Source organism: Pelagibius litoralis (assembly GCF_011683915.1).
Classification (GTDB): domain Bacteria; phylum Pseudomonadota; class Alphaproteobacteria; order Kiloniellales; family Kiloniellaceae; genus Pelagibius; species Pelagibius litoralis.
The window spans coordinates 203,045-221,052 of the sequence record NZ_JAAQPH010000003.1 but is presented as its reverse complement, the minus strand read 5'-3'; the positions used below and the strand labels follow the sequence as shown (position 1 = coordinate 221,052).

The 18,008-nt window shown below is 66.5% G+C and carries 13 protein-coding genes; 12 read left to right on the top strand and 1 reads right to left on the bottom strand.

The window, feature by feature from the left end:
* The first annotated feature begins 104 nt into the window (after positions 1–104).
* The 5 genes from HBA54_RS05345 to HBA54_RS05325 all read left to right on the top strand — a co-directional run bounded on the left by HBA54_RS05345 (position 105) and on the right by HBA54_RS05325 (position 6,853).
* A complete protein-coding gene (locus tag HBA54_RS05345) occupies positions 105–512 on the top strand; it encodes a PTS sugar transporter subunit IIA (protein WP_167222136.1) in 408 nt (135 codons plus the stop codon).
* Positions 512–823: an HPr family phosphocarrier protein gene (locus tag HBA54_RS05340; RefSeq protein ID WP_167222134.1), complete on the top strand. Its 312-nt coding sequence runs from the start codon at positions 512–514 to the stop codon at positions 821–823. The genes HBA54_RS05345 and HBA54_RS05340 overlap by 1 nt, the downstream gene beginning before the upstream one ends.
* Positions 810–2,591 carry a phosphoenolpyruvate--protein phosphotransferase gene (ptsP, locus tag HBA54_RS05335; protein WP_167222131.1) on the top strand — a complete coding sequence of 594 codons (1,782 nt, stop codon included), beginning with the start codon at positions 810–812 and terminating at the stop codon, positions 2,589–2,591. Before HBA54_RS05340 ends, ptsP begins: the two co-directional genes overlap by 14 nt.
* 207 nt (positions 2,592–2,798) lie before the next feature.
* A complete protein-coding gene (gene ahcY / locus HBA54_RS05330) occupies positions 2,799–4,199 on the top strand; it encodes an adenosylhomocysteinase (protein WP_167222129.1) in 1,401 nt (466 codons plus the stop codon).
* 227 nt (positions 4,200–4,426) lie between these two features.
* Positions 4,427–6,853: a PAS domain-containing sensor histidine kinase gene (locus tag HBA54_RS05325; protein WP_240932518.1), complete on the top strand. Its 2,427-nt coding sequence runs from the start codon at positions 4,427–4,429 to the stop codon at positions 6,851–6,853.
* Between the two features lie 40 nt (positions 6,854–6,893).
* On the opposite strand, the gene HBA54_RS05320 is transcribed toward HBA54_RS05325, so the two are convergent.
* The gene (locus HBA54_RS05320; RefSeq protein ID WP_167222127.1) at positions 6,894–7,922 is read right to left on the bottom strand and encodes an NAD(P)/FAD-dependent oxidoreductase; all 1,029 of its coding nucleotides are present in this window, start codon (positions 7,920–7,922) and stop codon (positions 6,894–6,896) included.
* A 149-nt stretch (positions 7,923–8,071) separates the two neighbouring features.
* On the opposite strand from HBA54_RS05320, the gene tsaE reads away from it, so the two are divergent.
* The 7 genes from tsaE (at position 8,072) to HBA54_RS05285 (ending at position 17,983) form a co-directional block, all read left to right on the top strand.
* Entirely contained in the window at positions 8,072–8,569 is a 498-nt protein-coding gene (gene tsaE, locus HBA54_RS05315) for a tRNA (adenosine(37)-N6)-threonylcarbamoyltransferase complex ATPase subunit type 1 TsaE (protein ID WP_167222125.1), read from the top strand.
* Entirely contained in the window at positions 8,566–9,576 is a 1,011-nt protein-coding gene (locus tag HBA54_RS05310; protein WP_167222117.1) for an aminoglycoside phosphotransferase family protein, read from the top strand. Before tsaE ends, HBA54_RS05310 begins: the two co-directional genes overlap by 4 nt.
* Before the next feature lie 13 nt (positions 9,577–9,589).
* On the top strand, positions 9,590–10,324 hold the full coding sequence (locus tag HBA54_RS05305) for a nucleotidyltransferase family protein (RefSeq protein ID WP_167222115.1): 735 nt from the start codon (positions 9,590–9,592) through the stop codon (positions 10,322–10,324).
* Positions 10,325–10,337: 13 nt separating this feature from the next.
* Complete coding sequence (gene addB, locus HBA54_RS05300) at positions 10,338–13,352, top strand: double-strand break repair protein AddB (protein WP_167222113.1); 3,015 nt, start codon at positions 10,338–10,340, stop codon at positions 13,350–13,352.
* Entirely contained in the window at positions 13,349–16,936 is a 3,588-nt protein-coding gene (addA, locus tag HBA54_RS05295; RefSeq protein ID WP_167222111.1) for a double-strand break repair helicase AddA, read from the top strand. Before addB ends, addA begins: the two co-directional genes overlap by 4 nt.
* Positions 16,937–17,033: 97 nt before the next feature.
* The gene (gene trxA / locus HBA54_RS05290) at positions 17,034–17,366 is read left to right on the top strand and encodes a thioredoxin TrxA (protein WP_322095979.1); all 333 of its coding nucleotides are present in this window, start codon (positions 17,034–17,036) and stop codon (positions 17,364–17,366) included.
* 224 nt (positions 17,367–17,590) lie between these two features.
* Positions 17,591–17,983, top strand: coding sequence for a YkgJ family cysteine cluster protein (locus HBA54_RS05285; RefSeq protein ID WP_205944427.1), 393 nt, complete (start codon positions 17,591–17,593; stop codon positions 17,981–17,983).
* Positions 17,984–18,008: the final 25 nt, after the last annotated feature.

Here is an 18,008-nt window from a genome sequence, read left to right as displayed (position 1 = left end):
ACCGTGGCTTTGCTTCGGACCCTTATCATGACAATAAGGGGTGCATCGCCGGATACAAGCGGCGGCAGCAAGACGAAGCGGCACAGTTCGGCAGGGAGCAGAGGATGATCGGTCTTGTCTTGGTAACCCATGGGCGTCTCGCGGTGGAGTTCGTTCAGGCCCTGGAGCATGTCGTCGGTCCGCAGGACAACGTGGCGGCCATATGCATCGGCCCGGAGGACGATATGGAGCAGCGCCGCCAGGACATCATCGATGCGGTCGCCGCTGCTGAGCAGGGCGATGGCGTGGTGCTTTTGACGGACATGTTCGGCGGCACGCCGTCGAACCTTGCAATCTCCGTTCTCGACAAGGGCCGGGTGGAGGTCATCGCCGGTATCAACCTGCCGATGCTGATCAAATTGACCGGCCTGCGCAGCACCGCCAATCTGGCGGAGGCCGTGACCCAGGCCCAGCTTGCCGGCCGCAAGTACATCAACGTTGCCTCGCAGCTTTTGGAATCGGACAAAGACTGATGGACAAGCCGGCCCAGGCGCAGGGTATCCCCACGGCAGAGACCGTCCGGCGCCGCCTGACCATTCAAAACCAGAAAGGCCTGCACGCCCGGGCGGCGGCGAAGTTCGTCAAGCTTGCTGAGACCTTCGACGCCCAGATCACCGTCATCAAGAACGACACGCGGGTTTCCGGCTGTTCGATCATGGGGTTGATGATGCTGGCGGCCGGCCCCGGTTGCGATATCGATGTGGAGGCAGAGGGCTTTGGCGCCGTCAATGCGGTGGAAGCGCTGTCGCGCCTGATCGACGACAAGTTCGATGAAGACGGATAGCAAGAGCCGGCGGCGCGGCCAGGAACAGGTTTTCGAGGGACTGGGCGTCTCCCCCGGGGTCGGTATCGGCCCCGCCTATGTCCGTGAGGCCGGCGATCTGCATGTGCCGGAGTATCAGATTCCGGTCAGCCGCGTCAGCCGCGAGAAGAAGCGCTTTGCCGAGGCAACCGCCAAGGCGATCCGTCAGGTCGGCAAGCTCAAGGCCAAGTCCCTGGGCATCCATGGGCTGGCGGCCGAGGAGTTGGGCTACCTGCTGGATGCGCATCTGCAGATGCTGAAGTCGAGCCGCCTGATCGGCGGCATCGAAGCGCAGATCGGCAAGGACCGGCGCAATGCGGAATCGGCGGTGATGACCGAGATCTCGGCCATCGCGCAGGACTTCGCGGCGATGGAGGACGCTTATCTGAGCGCCCGGGCCGATGATGTGCGCGAGGTCGGCCACCGTATCCTGCGCAATCTGACCGACACCGCCTTCCGGGGTTTTACGGGCCTGGAAAGAGACAGCATTGTCATTTCGGAGGAGATTTCGCCGGCCGACACCGCCCTGATGGACCCCCGCGAGATCGCTGGGTTTGCCTGTATTCTGGGGGGCGCCGAAGGGCACACGGCGATCATGGCGCGCTCGCTGGGCCTGCCCGCGGTGCTCGGCGTGCCCGGTCTCATTCCGGCCATCAAGACGGGCGACGTGCTGATCGTCGACGGCAGCAACGGGTTGGTCATCGTCAATCCCACCGCCAAGCGCCAGGCCGCCTATCAGCGCCGCCTGAAGGACATGGCGCGCGAGGTGCGCTCGCTGGCGCGTCTCAGGGACATCCCGGCGGAGACCCGCGACGGCCAGCGCATCACGCTGGAGGTCAATCTGGAATTGCCCCGCGAGGTCGACCAGGCGGCCCTGGTCGGTGCCGAAGGGGTCGGACTGCTGCGCACCGAGTTCATGTACATGAACCGCGACGATCTGCCGGGCGAGGACGAACAGTACGCGGCCCTGGCGGAGATCGTCCGTACCATGCGGGGCCGCCCGGTTACGGTACGCACCCTGGATGTCGGCGGCGAGAAGCTTGCCTCATCGCTGGGTGATCACCTGGCTGAATCCCAGAACCCGGCGCTCGGTTTGCGGGCCATTCGGCTGTCGCTGAAGGAACCCAAGCTGCTGCGCACCCAGCTCGCGGCCATTTTGCGGGCCGGCGCCCACGGCCCGCTGCGCATCCTGCTGCCGATGATTTCCAATCCCGGCGAAGTCATTGCGGTGCGCAAGGAGCTCGACAAGACGGCCCGGCGCCTGCGCCGCCGTGACGTTTCCATTGCCGATCCCCTGCCGCCCCTGGGGGTGATGATCGAGGTGCCGGGCGCCGCCCTGGCGGCGGATTCCCTGGCCCAGACCTGTGACTTCTTTGCCATCGGCACCAATGACCTGACCATGTACACCCTGGCGATCGACCGCAGCGAGGAACAGGTCGCCTATCTCTACAATCCCCTGCATCCGGCGGTGTTGCGCCTCATCCAGTTTTCCGTGGAGGCGGCGCTTCATGCCAGAATCCCGGTTTCCGTCTGCGGTGAAATGGCGGGCGATCCACGCTTTGCAGCGCTGCTGGTCGGCCTTGGCGTGCGCGAGCTGTCGATGACCGCAAAGGCGCTGCCGCGTGTCAAAAGTCGGATCCTGGGTCTGGATATGCAGGCCGCCGGCCGCCGGGCGCGGATGATCATGGATCAGGTGGACAGCGGGCGCATCGCCACTCTGCTTGACGACTTCAACGATACGGTGGTGTGAGGCATCGCCGGGCGCATCGCTGGGTAGCTTTGCAACAGCTGCCGCGTGACCTTGCGGCGGCGTCCTTTCGCTGTTAAACGGACCGCTCTATTCGCCAGACAGCAGGTTGCTGGCTGTGCTTCGTCATGATTGGCGGAGCGGTTGCGGAGGGTGGCAGACGCCACTCTGGCATTTTACGAAGGCAAGCACGCAAGAAGGAAAGACAGCATGGCCGAATTCACCGATTACCAGGTGGCCGACATCTCTCTCGCAGACTGGGGCCGTAAGGAGCTGGATATTGCAGAGACCGAGATGCCGGGTCTCATGGCGCTGCGCGAGGAATATGGTGCGTCCCAGCCCCTGAAGGGCGCGCGGATCGCCGGTTCGCTGCACATGACCATCCAGACGGCGGCCCTGATCGAGACCCTGACGGCGCTGGGCGCCGATGTGCGCTGGGCTTCCTGCAACGTGTTCTCGACCCAGGACCATGCGGCTGCGGCCATCGCGGCCAGCGGCGTCCCGGTCTTTGCATTCAAGGGCGAAAGCCTTGAGGAATATTGGGAATTCTCCCATCGCATCTTCGAATGGGGCGACGGGGGCACGCCGAACATGATCCTGGACGACGGCGGCGACGCGACCTTGCTGATCCATCTCGGCATGAAGGCGGAAAAGGACATTTCCGTTCTCGACAATCCGGGCAACGAAGAAGAAGAGGCGCTGTTCGCCGCGATCAAGAAGCGGGTGGCGGAAAAGCCCGGCTGGTACAGCGCCCTCGGCGCCGCCATCCGCGGTGTGACCGAGGAAACGACGACGGGCGTACACCGCCTCTACGAGATGCAGAAGAGCGGCACCCTGCTGTTTCCGGCCATCAACGTGAATGACTCCGTCACCAAATCGAAGTTCGACAACAAGTACGGCTGCCGCGAAAGCCTGGTCGACGCCATCCGCCGGGGTACCGACGTGATGATGGCCGGCAAGGTCGCCGCCGTGGCCGGTTTCGGCGATGTCGGCAAGGGTTCGGCCGAATCCCTGCGCTCTGCCGGTTGCCGCGTGGTGGTGACCGAGGCCGACCCGATCTGCGCCCTGCAGGCGGCGATGGAGGGCTTTGAGGTCGTGACCATGGAGCAGGCCGCCCCCCAGGCCGACATCTTCGTCACCGCGACCGGCAATGTGGACGTCATCACCGTCGACCATATGCGCGAGATGAAGGACCGGGCCATCGTCTGCAACATCGGCCACTTCGATTCCGAGATTCAGGTCGGCGCGCTGCGCAACTTCAAGTGGGATAACATCAAACCCCAGGTGGATCAGATCGAATTCCCCGACGGCAAGAAGATCATCCTGCTGGCCGAAGGACGGTTGGTGAACCTGGGTGTCGCCACCGGCCATCCCAGCTTTGTCATGAGCGCCTCCTTCACCAACCAGGTGCTGGCGCAGATGGAGCTTTGGGCCAATGCCGAGAAATACGGCAAGACCGTCGCGGTCCTGCCCAAGCATCTCGACGAGAAGGTTGCGGCCCTGCATCTGGAGAAAGTCGGCGCCACGCTTACTAGGCTCTCGCAAAAGCAGGCCGACTACATCGGCGTCAATGTCGCCGGGCCGCACAAGCCGGAAGCCTATCGCTACTGACCTTCTGCCGATGGGCGGATTGGCGGGTGCCTTCACAGGGCGGCTTTGCGGCTTGCCTTGCCGCTCTGGCCGCTTGGGCTTAGACTCCCGTGCCGTGACAGGGGCCACGACAGTCCGCCGGCGCGTCCGGCCTAGCAGACATCCGATACGGGTCAGCCGAAATTCGGCGCCGCGCTGCCGGTTCCGTTCGACCTCGTGCAGAAAGCATTTTGGGTCCAGAGGGCGTTTTGGCTGAGTTTCTGGAAACGCTCTGGCCGGCGGTTGCGCTGGCCGTTGTGCTTGCGCTGGGGGCGGCTCTGGCGGCCAGCCTTTGGCAGCTTCGGCGCATACGCGGCCAGCTGGAAAACAGCCGGGCGACCGCGGATACAACCCGAAAACAGGTTGCGGCCCTGACCGCGGAGCTGTCCGCATCTCCCTGGCCGCGTCTTCTGCTGATGCCGCCGGGCGGCGCGGAGCAGCGCCAGCCCGATGCGGCGGCCGTGGCCACCTTGCTGGGCCTGGATGCGCAAAACCAGGTTGATCTGTCGTTGCTCCTCGAACGTCTGGAAGAGCTTTCCCGATCCAGGCTGGAGTCGGCCCTGGAGGACCTGGAGCGCCGGGGTACCGCGTTTGATTTCCGGGTGCGCTTGCGCGATACCGCGCGCCTGTTGCGCCTGCGGGGCCAGCAAGCTGTTTCGGCGGGGTCGGAGACTGAGCCCGCCTCGGTAATCTGGCTGGAAGACGTCACCGAGGTGGCGGGCCAGGAGGCGGCGGTGAAGGCGCGCGCCAAACACCTGCGTGCGGTTCTGGACGCTCTGCCTGTCGCCTTGTGGCTGCGCGACGAAAGCGGCACGCTGGTGAACTGCAACCGCGCCTATGCCACGGCCGTCGACCACAAGGTTGTGGAAGTGGTCGACAGCGGGGCTGAATTTCTGGGCAAGACTAAGGGCGCCGCGGCGCGGGCGCTGGCCGAACAGGCGCGCAGCTCCGGCGAGGCCTGCAGCGAAACCCACCATGTGGTGATCGATGGCGCGCGCCGCCTGATGGAGATCTGCGAGCTGCCGTTCGGCGAGAAGGGCACCCTCGGTTTTGCCGTCGACCGCACCCAGCTGGAGGAAGTGCAGGCCGAACTCGGCCGTTACATCCGGGTTCAGTCGGAAATGCTGGAGAATCTTTCAACCGCCATCGCGATCTACGGCCGCGATCTGCGTTTGATGTTCGCCAATACGGCTTATGCGCGGCTTTGGGACATTGACGAGGGCTTTCTGCAGAGCAATCCCCATCTCGGCGACGTGCTGGAAGCGCTGCGCGAGCGGCGGCGCTTCCCCGAATACCCTAACTTTCCCGCCTACAAACGCGAGATTCTGCAGAAGTACGCCACCCTGATCGCCCAGGAAGAGGAGTTGGTCCACCTGCCCGACGGCTCGACCCTGCGCATGGTGATCACCCCGCATCCCTTCGGCGGCGTCCTGACCTCCTATGAGGACGTGACCGACCGCCTGGCGCTGGAGCGCAGCTACAACACCCTGACGGAGGTGCAGCGCGAAACCATCGATAACCTGCACGAAGGCATTGCGGTCTATGGCGCCGACGGCCGCCTGAAGCTCTTCAATCCCGGCCTCTGCAGCATCTGGAACCTGGATCCCGATTACCTGCGTGGCGAACCGCATATCCGCGACGTGCTGCCCCAGGCCCGAGACCTCTTCCCGGTGGCCGACGAGGATTGGGACGACTTTGCCACCCGGGTCGTGGCCCGCACGACCGAACCCGATACCCGTAGCGGACGGCATGAACGCACCGACGGGGCGGTCGTTGACTGGGCCCAGGTGCCGCTTCCCGACGGCGGTGTGCTGTTCAGCTTCATCGACGTGACCGACACGATCCGGGTCGAGCGGGCGCTGATCGAACGTAACGAGGCGCTGGAGACCACCGACCGCCTGAAGTCGGAGTTCATTGCCAACATCTCCTACGAGCTGCGCACGCCCCTGAATGCGATTATCGGTTTCGCCGAGGTTTTGGAGAACCAGTTCTTCGGGGCCCTGAACGAACGCCAGATGGAATACAGCGAGGCGATCGTCAAATCCTCGCAGCAGCTGATCGCACTGATCAACGACATCCTCGACCTGGCGTCCATCGAAGCCGGCTACCTGCATCTCGACCTGCAGCCGACCAATGTCTTCACCCTGCTGGAATCGATCTTCACCCTGGGCCGCGAGCGGGCGCATAGCCGCGAAATAGATCTGCGTCTGGATTGCGCGGAAGATACCGGCGAGCTGCTGGCGGACGGGCGGCGCCTGCGTCAGGCGATGTTCAATCTGCTGTCCAATGCCCTGAAGTTCACCAAGGAAGGCGGCGTTGTCACCATTGCCGCGCGGCGCGAAGAAGGCGAGATGCTGTTTGTCGTGACCGACACCGGGATCGGTATCCCCCGCGAAGACCAGGAGCGGGTCTTCGGCAAGTTCGAACGCGGCACCCGCGACAACCGCCAGGCCGGCGCCGGGCTCGGCCTGTCTCTGGTGAAGAGCCTGATCGAACTGCATGGCGGTGAGATCGAAATGGAGTCCGAGGTCGGCGGCGGCACCAAGGTCACCTGCCATGTGCCCATCACCGATCCGCCCGTCGCCCCTTTGCCGACCCCTGACGACGGCGAGACAGCCCCCCGGGACGTCGCTTAAGCCGCTGGAGCGGGCCGGTGCCGCCTAAACCGAAAAGAGTCTAGCTTTGCGCGGACTGCGGAACGCCCCTGGTGGTCGAATACTCCCAATGCAGCGCTTCGTCCGGATAGACCAGGGGGCGGATGGCGTGCGCTGCCATGGCGGCTTCCGAAAAGCCGGAAAGAATAAGCTTCAGCTTGCCGGGATAGACGGCGATATCGCCGACCGCAAAGATCCCCTTGGCGGAAGTTTCGCTGGTCGCGGGTTCGACGGTGATATGCTGGTGATCCAAGTTCAGGCCCCAGTCCGCGATCGGCCCCAGGTTCATCGAGAGCCCGAAGAAAGGCAGCAGCACATCGGCGGGCAGCGCTTTCTTATGACCTTCCAGGTCGGCGACTTCGACCGCCGTCAGCTGACCCCCGCTGCCTTGGAGCCCCGCCAGCTGATAGGGGATGACCAGGTCCAGCTTTTCGCTCTCCGCCAGGCGGTGCAGGCGGTCGATGGACTCTGGCGCGGCGCGGAACTTGGGCCGTCGGTGCACGACATGGATCTTTTCCGCCAGCTCGGCGAGCGACAGGGCCCAATCCACCGCCGAATCCCCGCCGCCGGCGATGACGATGCGCTTGCCGCGAAAGTCCTCGCGGCGCTGCACCAGATAGTGGACCGATGTGCCCTCGTAATCCTCGATGCCGGTCAGGGGCGGGCGGTTGGGTCCGAAGGCGCCGCAGCCGGCGGCGATGATCACCGCCGCGGCGTCGATCTCGGTTCCCTTGGCGGTGGTCAGCCGCCAGCGGCCTGTCTCGCTCTGGCTGAGGGCGGTGACCTGCTGGCCAAGGTGATAAACCGGCTCAAAAGGCGCGGCCTGTTCCGTCAGGCGATCGATCAGTTCCTGCGCCATGACCCGGGGATAGCCGGGAATATCGTAGATCGGCTTTTCCGGATAGAGCGCCGCGCACTGGCCGCCGATGACATCCAGGCTGTCGACGACATGGCAGCGCATCTTCAGCATGCCGCACTCGAAAATCGCGAACAGGCCGACCGGCCCGGCGCCGATGATCGCCACATCCGTGGTTTGCAGGTTCGACGGCAAAGGGGTCTCCCGGTTGCGTCTGGGTGGGGGTGTTGCTTGTCGGCTAAGATGGCGGTCGCCCAACGGCTTGACAAGCGTTGCCGGGCGCTGGGTCCGCAAGGGGGGCGCGACGGTTGCCGCCGGCCACCGGGCTCGGTAAAAAGCGCCTCATGGTAACCGCGACTCCGCCTCTTTCCGTCCTGGATCTGCCGCTGCCGACGCCTGGCGACACCGAAGCGCTGGGGCGCCGCCTTGCGAAGCTGCTCCGCCAGGGTGACGTTCTGGCGCTGCACGGCGACCTGGGGGCCGGCAAGACCGCCCTGGCGCGGGCCCTGATCCGGGCCCTTCCCGGGCCCGAGGGTGCGGCGGACGAGGAGGTGCCGAGCCCGACCTTTACCCTGGTGCAGACCTACGACCGCAGCCCGGCAGCGGTCTGGCACTTCGATCTTTACCGGATCGAAAGCCCGGAAGAGGTCTATGAGCTGGGAATCGAAGAGGCCCTGGCGGAGGGAGTCACCGTGATCGAATGGCCGGAGCGTATGGGCGGGCTGCTGCCGAAGGATCGCCTGGATGTGACCCTGAGCTATCAGGCGGACGGTTCCGGCCGGAATGCCCGTCTGCAGGCCACCGGCGACTGGCCGGCGCGTCTGGCGGAGATGCAGCGATGAGCGATGCCCGGGAGGATCTTTGCCGGCGGTTTCTGGCCCAGGCCGGCTGGGATAGGGCCGAGCGCCGGGTCCTGGCGGCCGATGCCTCCTTTCGCCGCTACGACCGCCTGAACCGCGACGGAGAACCGGCGATTCTGATGGACGCGCCGCCGCCCCAGGAGGACGTGGGCGCGTTTCATCATATTGCCGGGTTACTGCTGGACATCGAGATGAGCGTGCCGCGCCCGCTTGCCTTGGATCGCGAGGCCGGTTTCCTGCTGCTGGAAGACTTCGGCGACCGCACCTTCACCCGGGCGCTTCAGGAGGGCGCGGACGAGGGCGAACTCTATCGCCTGGCGGTCGATACGCTGATCGCCCTGCACCAGCGCTGGTGGCCCGACGTTGCCGGCCTGCCGATCTACGATGAACAGCGTTTTCTCGATGAGGTGGCGCTGCTGACCGACTGGTATTTGCCGGCGGTGACCGGCAGGCAGACGCCCGCCGCGGTCCGCGACGCTTATCTGGAGATCTGGCGCGAACTGGTGCCGGTCATGCTGTCGGTCCCCCAGAGCCTCGTCCTGCGCGACTATCATGTCGACAATCTGATGATCCTGGAGGGCCGCGAGGGCGTGGCGCGCTGCGGTCTGCTGGACTTTCAGGACGCGGTCCTCGGCCCGGTGAGCTACGATCTGGTCTCGCTGCTGGAGGACGCGCGGCGCGATGTGTCGCCTGAACTGGCGGCGGAGATGCTGGCGCGCTACCGCGCCGCCTTCCGTCACATCGACCAATGGTCCTTTGCCGCCTCTTATGCCGCGCTCGGCGCCCAGCGCAACGCCAAGATCATCGGTATCTTTACCCGGCTCTGCCACCGCGACGGCAAGCCCCATTATCTGCATCACATTCCGCGGGTCTGGCGGTTGCTGGAGGGCGATCTTCAGCATCCCGCCCTGGCGCCGCTCAGCGACTGGTTCGCGCGCGAGATACCGTCTGACCTGCGGTCGGTTCCTGAGGAGAAGAAGACAGAATGACGGGCATAGCAGAATGACCGGCTTCCCCAAAACCGCCATGGTGCTGGCCGCGGGCCTGGGCCAGCGCATGCGCCCGATTACCGACACGCTGCCCAAGCCCCTGGTGCCGGTGCGCGGCCGGGCGATGCTGGATACCATTCTCGATCGCCTGGAAAACATCGGTATCGCCCAGGTCGTGATCAATCTCTACTATCTCGGCGAGATGATCGAACAGCACCTCAACGCGCGCAAATCCCCTCCGGCGGTGTTCTCCCATGAGGACGATCTTCTGGAAACCGGCGGCGGCGTGCGCAAGGCGCTGCCCCTGCTGGGCGGCGATGCATTCTTTGCCCTGAACGGCGATGTCTGCTGGCTCGACGGTCACACCCCGGCCCTGGAACGTCTGGCGGCGGCCTGGGACGAGGACGAGATGGATGCTCTGCTGCTGCTCCATCCTACCGCCTTTGCCCTGGGTTACGAGGGCGCCGGCGACTATGTGATGGACCCGGAGGGCCGGCTGCGCCGGCGGCGCGAGCGCGAAGTCGCGCCTTTCCTCTATGCCGGTATCCAGATCCTCCACCCGCGGCTGTTCGAGGGCGCGCCCGAAGGTTCCTTCTCGCTCAATAAGCTTTATGACAAAGCGCAGGAGGCGGGACGCCTCTGGGGCATCCGTCATGACGGCGAGTGGTATCATGTCGGCACGCCGGAGAGTCTGCGCGAGGTCGAGGACGCGCTGCATCACCTCGGCCGCTTCTCGGCACAGACCTGATCCGCTTTTCGACATGAAACCGCCCGGCCCTGCCGTCTTCACCATTCCGGCCGGGCAATCCTTTGTCGATGCTTTGGCGCAGGGCCTGCTCGCGCGCTTTGGCGGCCAGCCCGAGGGGCTTGCCGAGGCTACCGTCCTGCTGCCCACCCGCCGGGCCGCGCGGTCCCTGCAGGAGGCTTTCCTGCGCGCCTCCGGCGGGCGCCCGCTGTTGCTGCCACGGATGCTGCCCCTGGGCGACCTCGATCCCGATGAACTGCTGTTCGAGGCCGGCGCTGAAAGCGCCGGTGCCGGCGACGCGGCGCTGCCGCCGGCGATCTCCGGCCTTCAGCGTCAGCTTCTGCTCGCCGCCTGCATCCAGGTTCACAGCCGCAACCTGGCGGCAGACAGCGGCCTAACAGTCCTGAACGAGGACCAGGCGATCCGCCTGGCGGCGGAGCTTGCACGTCTGCTGGACCAGGTCGAGACCGAAGGTCTCGATTTCACCGCCCTGGCCGGATTGGTGCCGGAGGACTATGCCGCCCATTGGCAGATCACCCTGCAGTTCCTCACCATCGTCACCGAGCAGTGGCCGGCAATTCTGGAAGGGCTGGGCGCGATCGATCCCGCCGAGCGCCGCCGCCGCCTGGCGGAGCAGCAGGCCGCGGCCTGGCGTGCCAGGCCACCCGGCGCGCCGATCATTGCCGCCGGCTCGACCGGATCGATCCCGGCGACCGCGGAACTGCTGGCCGCCATTGCCGACCTGCCGCAGGGCGCGGTCGTGCTGCCCGGCCTGGATCTGGACAGCGATGCGGAGACCTGGGCCGAGATCCAGCGCGACGTCGGTCATCCGCAGTTCGGCCTCGCCCAGTTGCTGAACCGTCTGGCGCTGCCGCGCGAGGCTGTCGGTCTCTGGCAGGTGGCGGATGACGGCACAGCCGTGGGATCGAGCCCGGCGAGGGCGCGCTTCGCCAATCTGGCCCTGCGCCCGCCCGGCGGCACCGCCCGCTGGCACGAGGCCCTGCCGGGCAGCGAGCATGACGCTTTTTGCCAGGCCCTCGACGGGGTGGCGCGGATCGATTGCGCGGATCCCGGCGAGGAGGCCCTGGTCATCGCCCTGATCCTGCGCCGGGCGATCGAACAACCGGGCCGGACTGCCGCCCTGGTCACGCCGGACCGGGATCTGGCGCGCCGGGTTGCGGTCAATCTGCAGCGCTGGCGGGTGTCTGTGGACGATTCGGCGGGCATGGCCCTGGCGGCGACGACGCCGGGGCTGTTCCTGCGCCTGACCGCCCGGATGATGGCCGAGGAACTGGCGCCGGTGCCGCTGCTCGCCGCCCTGAAGCATCCTTTGGCGGCTTGCGGGGCCGACCCCGCCACCTTCCGCCGCCATTTGCGCGGCCTGGAGACGGCGGTGCTGCGCGGTGCGCGCCCGGCCCCCGGCCTGGCGGGCCTGCGCAAGGCCCTGGCGGCCAGCAAGGCCGGCGACGCGCTGCTGCCCTGGTTCGACGACCTGGCCGATCGTCTGGGCCCCCTGGCGGAAGCGATGCAGCATCGTGAGGCTTCCCTGGCCGATCTGGTCGAAGCCCACATGGCCGTTGCGGAGGCCCTCGCGGAGAGCGATGCGGAAAGCGGTGCCGAACGGCTCTGGGCCGGCGAGGCGGGTGAGGCCGCGGCGCTTTTTGCCGCCGAGCTGCAGGAGGCCGCCGCCGCGGCGCCGCCGCTGCGCCCGCGGCGCTATCCGGCGGCGCTCGAGGCATTGATGGCCGGCCGCGCGGTGCGGCCGCGCTTCGGCCTGCATCCGCGCCTCGCCATCCTGGGGCCCTTGGAGGCCCGGTTGCAGCATGCCGATGTGCTGGTACTGGGGGGGCTGAACGAAGGCACCTGGCCGGCGGAGGTGGAGGCCGGGCCCTGGCTCAGCCGCCCCATGCAGACCGCCTTCGGCCTGCCCCTGCCGGAGCGGCGCATCGGCCTGGCGGCGCACGATTTCTATCAGGGCTTCTGCGCCCGCCAAGTCTATCTGACCCGCGCCCAGCGCGTCGAGGGCACGCCCAGCGTGGCGGCGCGCTGGCTGCGCCGCATCGATGCGCTTTGCGACGGGCTCGAACTCGGCGTCGATCTGCATCGCGAGGAAGCCGCGCTGCGCGGCTGGGCCGCCGCCCTGGACGAACCGGCAGAGGTGGTGCGTATTGCAGAGCCCGCGCCGCGCCCGCCGCTGGCGGCGCGGCCGCGCAAGCTTTCGGTCACGCGGATCGAAACCTGGATGCGCGATCCCTATGCGCTCTATGCCCGGGAGATTCTGAAACTCCGCCCGCTCGATCCGCTGGATGCCGACCCCGGCGCGGCGGAGCGCGGCACCCTGGTTCATGAAGCGCTTGAGCAGTTTCTTCAGGCCTATCCGGGCCGCCTGCCCGCCGATGCGCTCGACAGCCTGCTGGAGATCGGCGCCCAGACCTTTCGCCCGATCAGCGCCAAGCCCGGCGCCTTTGCCTTCTGGTGGCCGCGCTTCGTCCGGGTGGCCGGCTGGTTTGTTGCAACAGAGTTGGAGCGCCGCGCCGATGTCCGCCAAAGCTTCGTCGAGACCGAAGGGCATCTGATCCTGGATGCGCCGGGCGGTGAGTTTCGTCTGACCGCCAAGGCAGACCGCATCGATCATCTGGGTGACGGCAGCCTGGTGATCATCGACTACAAGACCGGCGCGCCGCCCACGGCGAAGGCGGTGGAGGCCGGCTTCGCCCCGCAGTTGCCGTTGGAGGCCGCCATCGCCCTGCGGGGCGGTTTCGCGGCCCTGCCGCAGGTCTCGGTGAGTGCGCTGGCCTTCTGGCGGCTGTCCGGCGGCACCCCGGCGGGGGAAGTCCTCTCGGCGGGCCGGACCGATCCCCGGGTTCTGGCGGAAGCGGCGCTGGACGGCCTGACCGAACTGGTCGCCGCCTTCGACGACCCTGAGACGCCCTATGCCTGCAAGCCGCGGCCCGAACTGGCACCGCGCTTCAACGACTACGATCATCTGTCGCGCATCGCCGAGTGGTCGGTGGAAGCGGAGGGGTCATGACCCTCTCGGCGAAAGACCCCTTGGCCAAAGATATCGTCGCCCGGGCCTCGGCGGCACAGCAGCAGGCGGCGGACCCCGGCGCCTCGGTCTGGGTTTCCGCCTCCGCCGGCAGCGGCAAGACCAAGGTGCTGGTCGACCGGGTGCTGTCGCTGCTGCTGACCGGCAGCGAGCCCGGCAAGGTGCTCTGCCTCACTTTCACCAAGGCGGCGGCGGCGGAGATGGCCAACCGCCTGTCGGACCGCCTGGCCGGCTGGGTAACGGCGGAGGAGGGCGCGCTGCGCACGACGCTGGAAATCCTGCTGGGAAGCAAAGCAGATGACGCGATGCTGCTGCGCGCCCGCGCCCTCTTTGCCCGGGTGCTGGATACCCCCGGCGGTATCAAGATCCTCACCATCCATGCTTTTTGCCAGTCGCTGCTCGGGCGCTTTCCGCTGGAAGCCGCGGTGGCACCTCATGCGCAGGTTCTCGACGAGCATGAGGCGGCGGAGCTGTTGGAAAGCGCCCGTTTGGAAGTGTTGTCCCATGCGCTGGAGGGCCAGGGGCGCCTCGCCGATGCCATCGGCATTCTGACCGCCCACCTGCAGGAGGAGCGTTTCGGCGAAGTGCTCGGGCAGTTGATGCATGAGCGCGGCCGCCTGGCCGAACTGTTCGCCGCCAGGGGCGGCGTCGACCGCCTGATCGAAGCGATCTTCGGCTTTCTGGGGGTGGAGCCCGGCGAAACGCCTGACGCGGCGCAGGCCAGGGCCGCCGCCGAGGGCGCGTTTGACCGCAGCGGGCTGAGACTCGCGGCGGAGGCCTGGAGCAAGGGGACAGCGGCGGAGCAAAAAAAGGCGGCCCCGCTTTTCGCCTGGCTGGCGGCGGAGGATGCCCTGCGTGCCGAGACCTTTGAGGAACACTGCGGCCTCTTCCTCACCAAGGACGGCCAGCCGCGCCAGCGGCAGCTTACCAAGAAACCGGCGGAAGCTTTTCCCGGCGCGCTCGAAGCCCTGCAGAACGAAGCGGAACGTCTGGCCCTGGTGGCGCAGCACTGCAATGCCGTCACCGTGGCCCAGGCGACCGGCGCCCTTCTGATCCTGGGCGATGCGATCATCGCGGCCTACCAGCGCCACAAGCAGGCGCGCGTCCTGCTCGACTACGACGACCTGATCCACTTCAGCCTCCGGCTGCTGGAACGCCAGGGCGGCGTTTCCTGGGTGCTGTTCAAACTGGACGGCGGTCTCGACCATATCCTGGTGGACGAGGCGCAGGACACCAGCCCGGAACAGTGGCGTATCGTCGAATTGTTGACCGGCGATTTCTTCAGCGGCGCCGGCGCGCAGGATGAAGGTGATGCGCCGCCGCGCAGCGTCTTCGCCGTCGGCGACCCCAAGCAGTCGATCTATTCCTTCCAGCGCGCCGACCCCGCCGCCTTCCAGGCCATGCGCCTGTTGTTTCAGGAGCGCGCGCAGCAGGCCGAGCGGCGCTGGCGGCCGGTATCGCTGGCGGTTTCCTTCCGCTCGACCGAGGCGGTTCTGGGCCTGGTGGACGCCGTCTTCGCCAACCCGGCGGCGCAGGACGGCGTCCTGTTCGGCGAGAGTGAGATCCGCCATGCCGCCGCGCGTCATGGCCAGCCCGGCCTGGTCGAGGTCTGGCCGCCGGCCCCCCCGGCAGAGGAAGAGGAACTGGCACCCTGGTCGCTGCCGTTGCTGCGCGGCGGAGAGAGCCCGGCGCCCCTGCGTCTCGCCCGCCTCGTGGCCTATCGCATCTGGTACTGGACGCAGAGCGCGGAGGGCGCCACGGACCCGGCCTGCAGCCTCGCCGCCAAGGGTCGGCGCATACAGCCCGGCGACGTGATGATCCTCGTCAGGCGGCGCAACGCCTTTATCACCGAGCTGGTGCGCGAGCTGAAGAACCGCGGGGTTCCGGTCGCCGGCGTGGACCGCATGCGCCTCGGCGAGCAGCTGGCGGTGATGGACCTGGTGGCGCTTGGCCGGGTATTGCTGCTGCCGGAAGACGACCTGACCCTGGCCGCGGTGCTGAAGAGCCCGCTGGTCGGCCTCAACGAGGATCAGCTTTTCGCCCTGGCCCATGGTCGCGGCAAGGCGAGCCTTTGGGACCGGCTGCGCCGCTTTGCCGAGGGCGGAGCGCCTGACCCCGACCCGGCCTTTGCCCGGGCGCGCGATTTCCTGGCCGATCTTGCGGCGCGGGCCGATTTCGTTGCGCCCTTTGAACTCTACTCCGCGCTGCTGGGCGCCGGGCGCGGGCGCGAAAAACTGCTGGCGCGTCTGGGCCCCGACGCCGCCGACCCGATCGAGGAGTTTCTCTCGCTTGCGCTGGCTTACGAGCGCGAGAACACCGCCTCTCTGGAGGGCTTCCTTCACTGGCTGATGGCCGGCGATCTGGAAATCAAACGCGATCTGGAACAGGCCCAGGGGGCGGTGCGTCTGATGACGGTGCACGGCTCCAAAGGCCTGGAGGCCCCGGTGATCATTCTGCCCGATACCCTGCAACTGCCGCGCGGCGGCGACGGACTGCTCTGGGTGGACGACGGGGTGGCGGCGGCGCCCTTGTCGATCTGGCCGGTGAAGCGCGACTACGCCCTGGACGCGCTGGAGGCCGCCCGTAGCGAACAGCGGCTCGCGCGCGAACAGGAATACCGCCGGCTGCTCTATGTCGCCCTGACCCGCGCCGAGGATCGCTTGTATGTCTGCGGCTGGCAGACCAGGAAAGCGGCGCCGGACGGGAACTGGTTCCAGCTCGTGGCCTCTGCCATGGAGGTCCTGACCGATGGTGGTGCGACCGGCGGCGGTTCTGCCGAAGCCGTGGATTTCGACTTTACCGGTGAGGTCGACGAGGGATGGTCCGGGCCGGGCTGGCGCTACAGCCTTGGATCACCGGAGGCCCGATTGCCCGCAACGGCGGCGGCCGAGCCGCTGCTGGAATCAAAGGATGAACCCGCGCCTCTGCCTGCCTGGGCCCGCGAAGCCGCCCCGGTGGAGCCGGCGCCGCCGCAGCCGCTGGCGCCCTCGCGGCCCAGCGAAAGCGAACCGCCGGTGCGCTCCCCCCTGGTCGGATCCGGCGCTGAAAGGGACGATGGGCAGCGCTTCAAGCGGGGCCGGCTGATCCACCGTCTGCTGCAGACGCTGCCGGATCTGGCGGTGGCGGATCGCCCCGCTGCCGGCCAGCGTTTCCTGGCCAGCCCGCTGCACGACCTGGGTTCCGCCGAGGCCGAGACGATCCTGACCGAAACCCTTGCGGTGCTGGATGATCCGGCCCTGGCCCCGCTTTTCGGGCCTGGCAGCCGCGCCGAGGTCCCTCTGGCGGGCCTGGTCGAGGGCCTCGCCGGGCCGCAGGTGATTTCGGGGCAGGTGGATCGCCTTTTGATTGAAGATAGGACAATTTCCCTGGTCGACTTCAAAACCCAGCGGCCGTCGCCCCGGACACCCGAATCGGTGCCCCGGCTTTATCTCAGGCAAATGGCGGCTTACCGCGCGCTTTTGCAGAAAATCTATCCCGGTCGGGCGATCCTTAGTTACCTCTTGTGGACCGATCAACCTCGGCTCATGCAACTCAGCGATGCGCTGCTGAAGGGTCACGCGCCTTGACGCTCGGTCCTGTCGCTCCCTACATTGTCGGCCAAGGCAAAAGCGATTCCGGGGCCTCTAGAACGGTCCCGCCGCGTCACCGCTAAGGGGTGTTTCCATGACAACGACAACGACCACAACGATGACCAACGACGGGGCCTTCGAGCAGGATGTGCTACAGGCGCAAGGCCCTGTTCTTGTGGATTTCTGGGCCGAATGGTGCGGCCCCTGCAAGATGATTGCACCGGCGCTGGAGGAGATCGCCAGCGAAATGGATGGCCGCGTTACCGTTGCCAAGCTCAATATCGACGACAACCCGCATACGCCGCAGAAATACGGCGTTCGCGGTATCCCGACACTGATGCTGTTCAAGGACGGACAGGTCGCCGCGACCAAAGTTGGCGCGGTCGGCAAAAGTCAGTTGATGGAATGGGTTGAATCCGTCGTCTGACACCCTATCTGTATTGGAGTGTTAAAGAGACACGTTAAGCTCCCAAATACGGTTTTCCCAAGTGTACGTTCAGTGGCCCCGTCGTCCCCCCGGCGGGGCCACTTCTTTTGTGCACACCCTTTCTTCATCACCGGCGGGTCAGGTTGGCCTTGACAGCAAGCGGGGGAGTGACGAAGGTCCGCGCTCGCTTTTTGGGTTTCAGGATCAAGGGGTAAGGATCGGCCGTGGGGAAAGCCAAGTACGACTGTTTGAAATGTCCGGGCTATTGCTGTTCCTATCCGAACATTCATGTGAAGCCCAAAGACATCAAGCGGCTGGCCAAGCACTTCGACCTTTCCAAGGAAGAGGCGCACAAACGCTTCACCAAGAAGGGTTACAAGGAAGAGGGTCAGAAGAAGGCGCCGCGGGTGTTGCGCCACCAGAAGGAAGAGCACTTCGGCAGCATCTGCCGTTTCTTCGATACCGATGAGCGCCGCTGCACGGTCTATGAGGCACGGCCCGAGATCTGCCGCGACTTTCCCGGCCGCAAACGCTGTGGCTACTACGAATTTCTGAAGTTCGAGCGCGAAGCCCAGGAAGATCCCGACTTCATCGCGGTCACCAACAACAACGACTGAGCGTCTGTCGTGCTGCCTTGAAGCG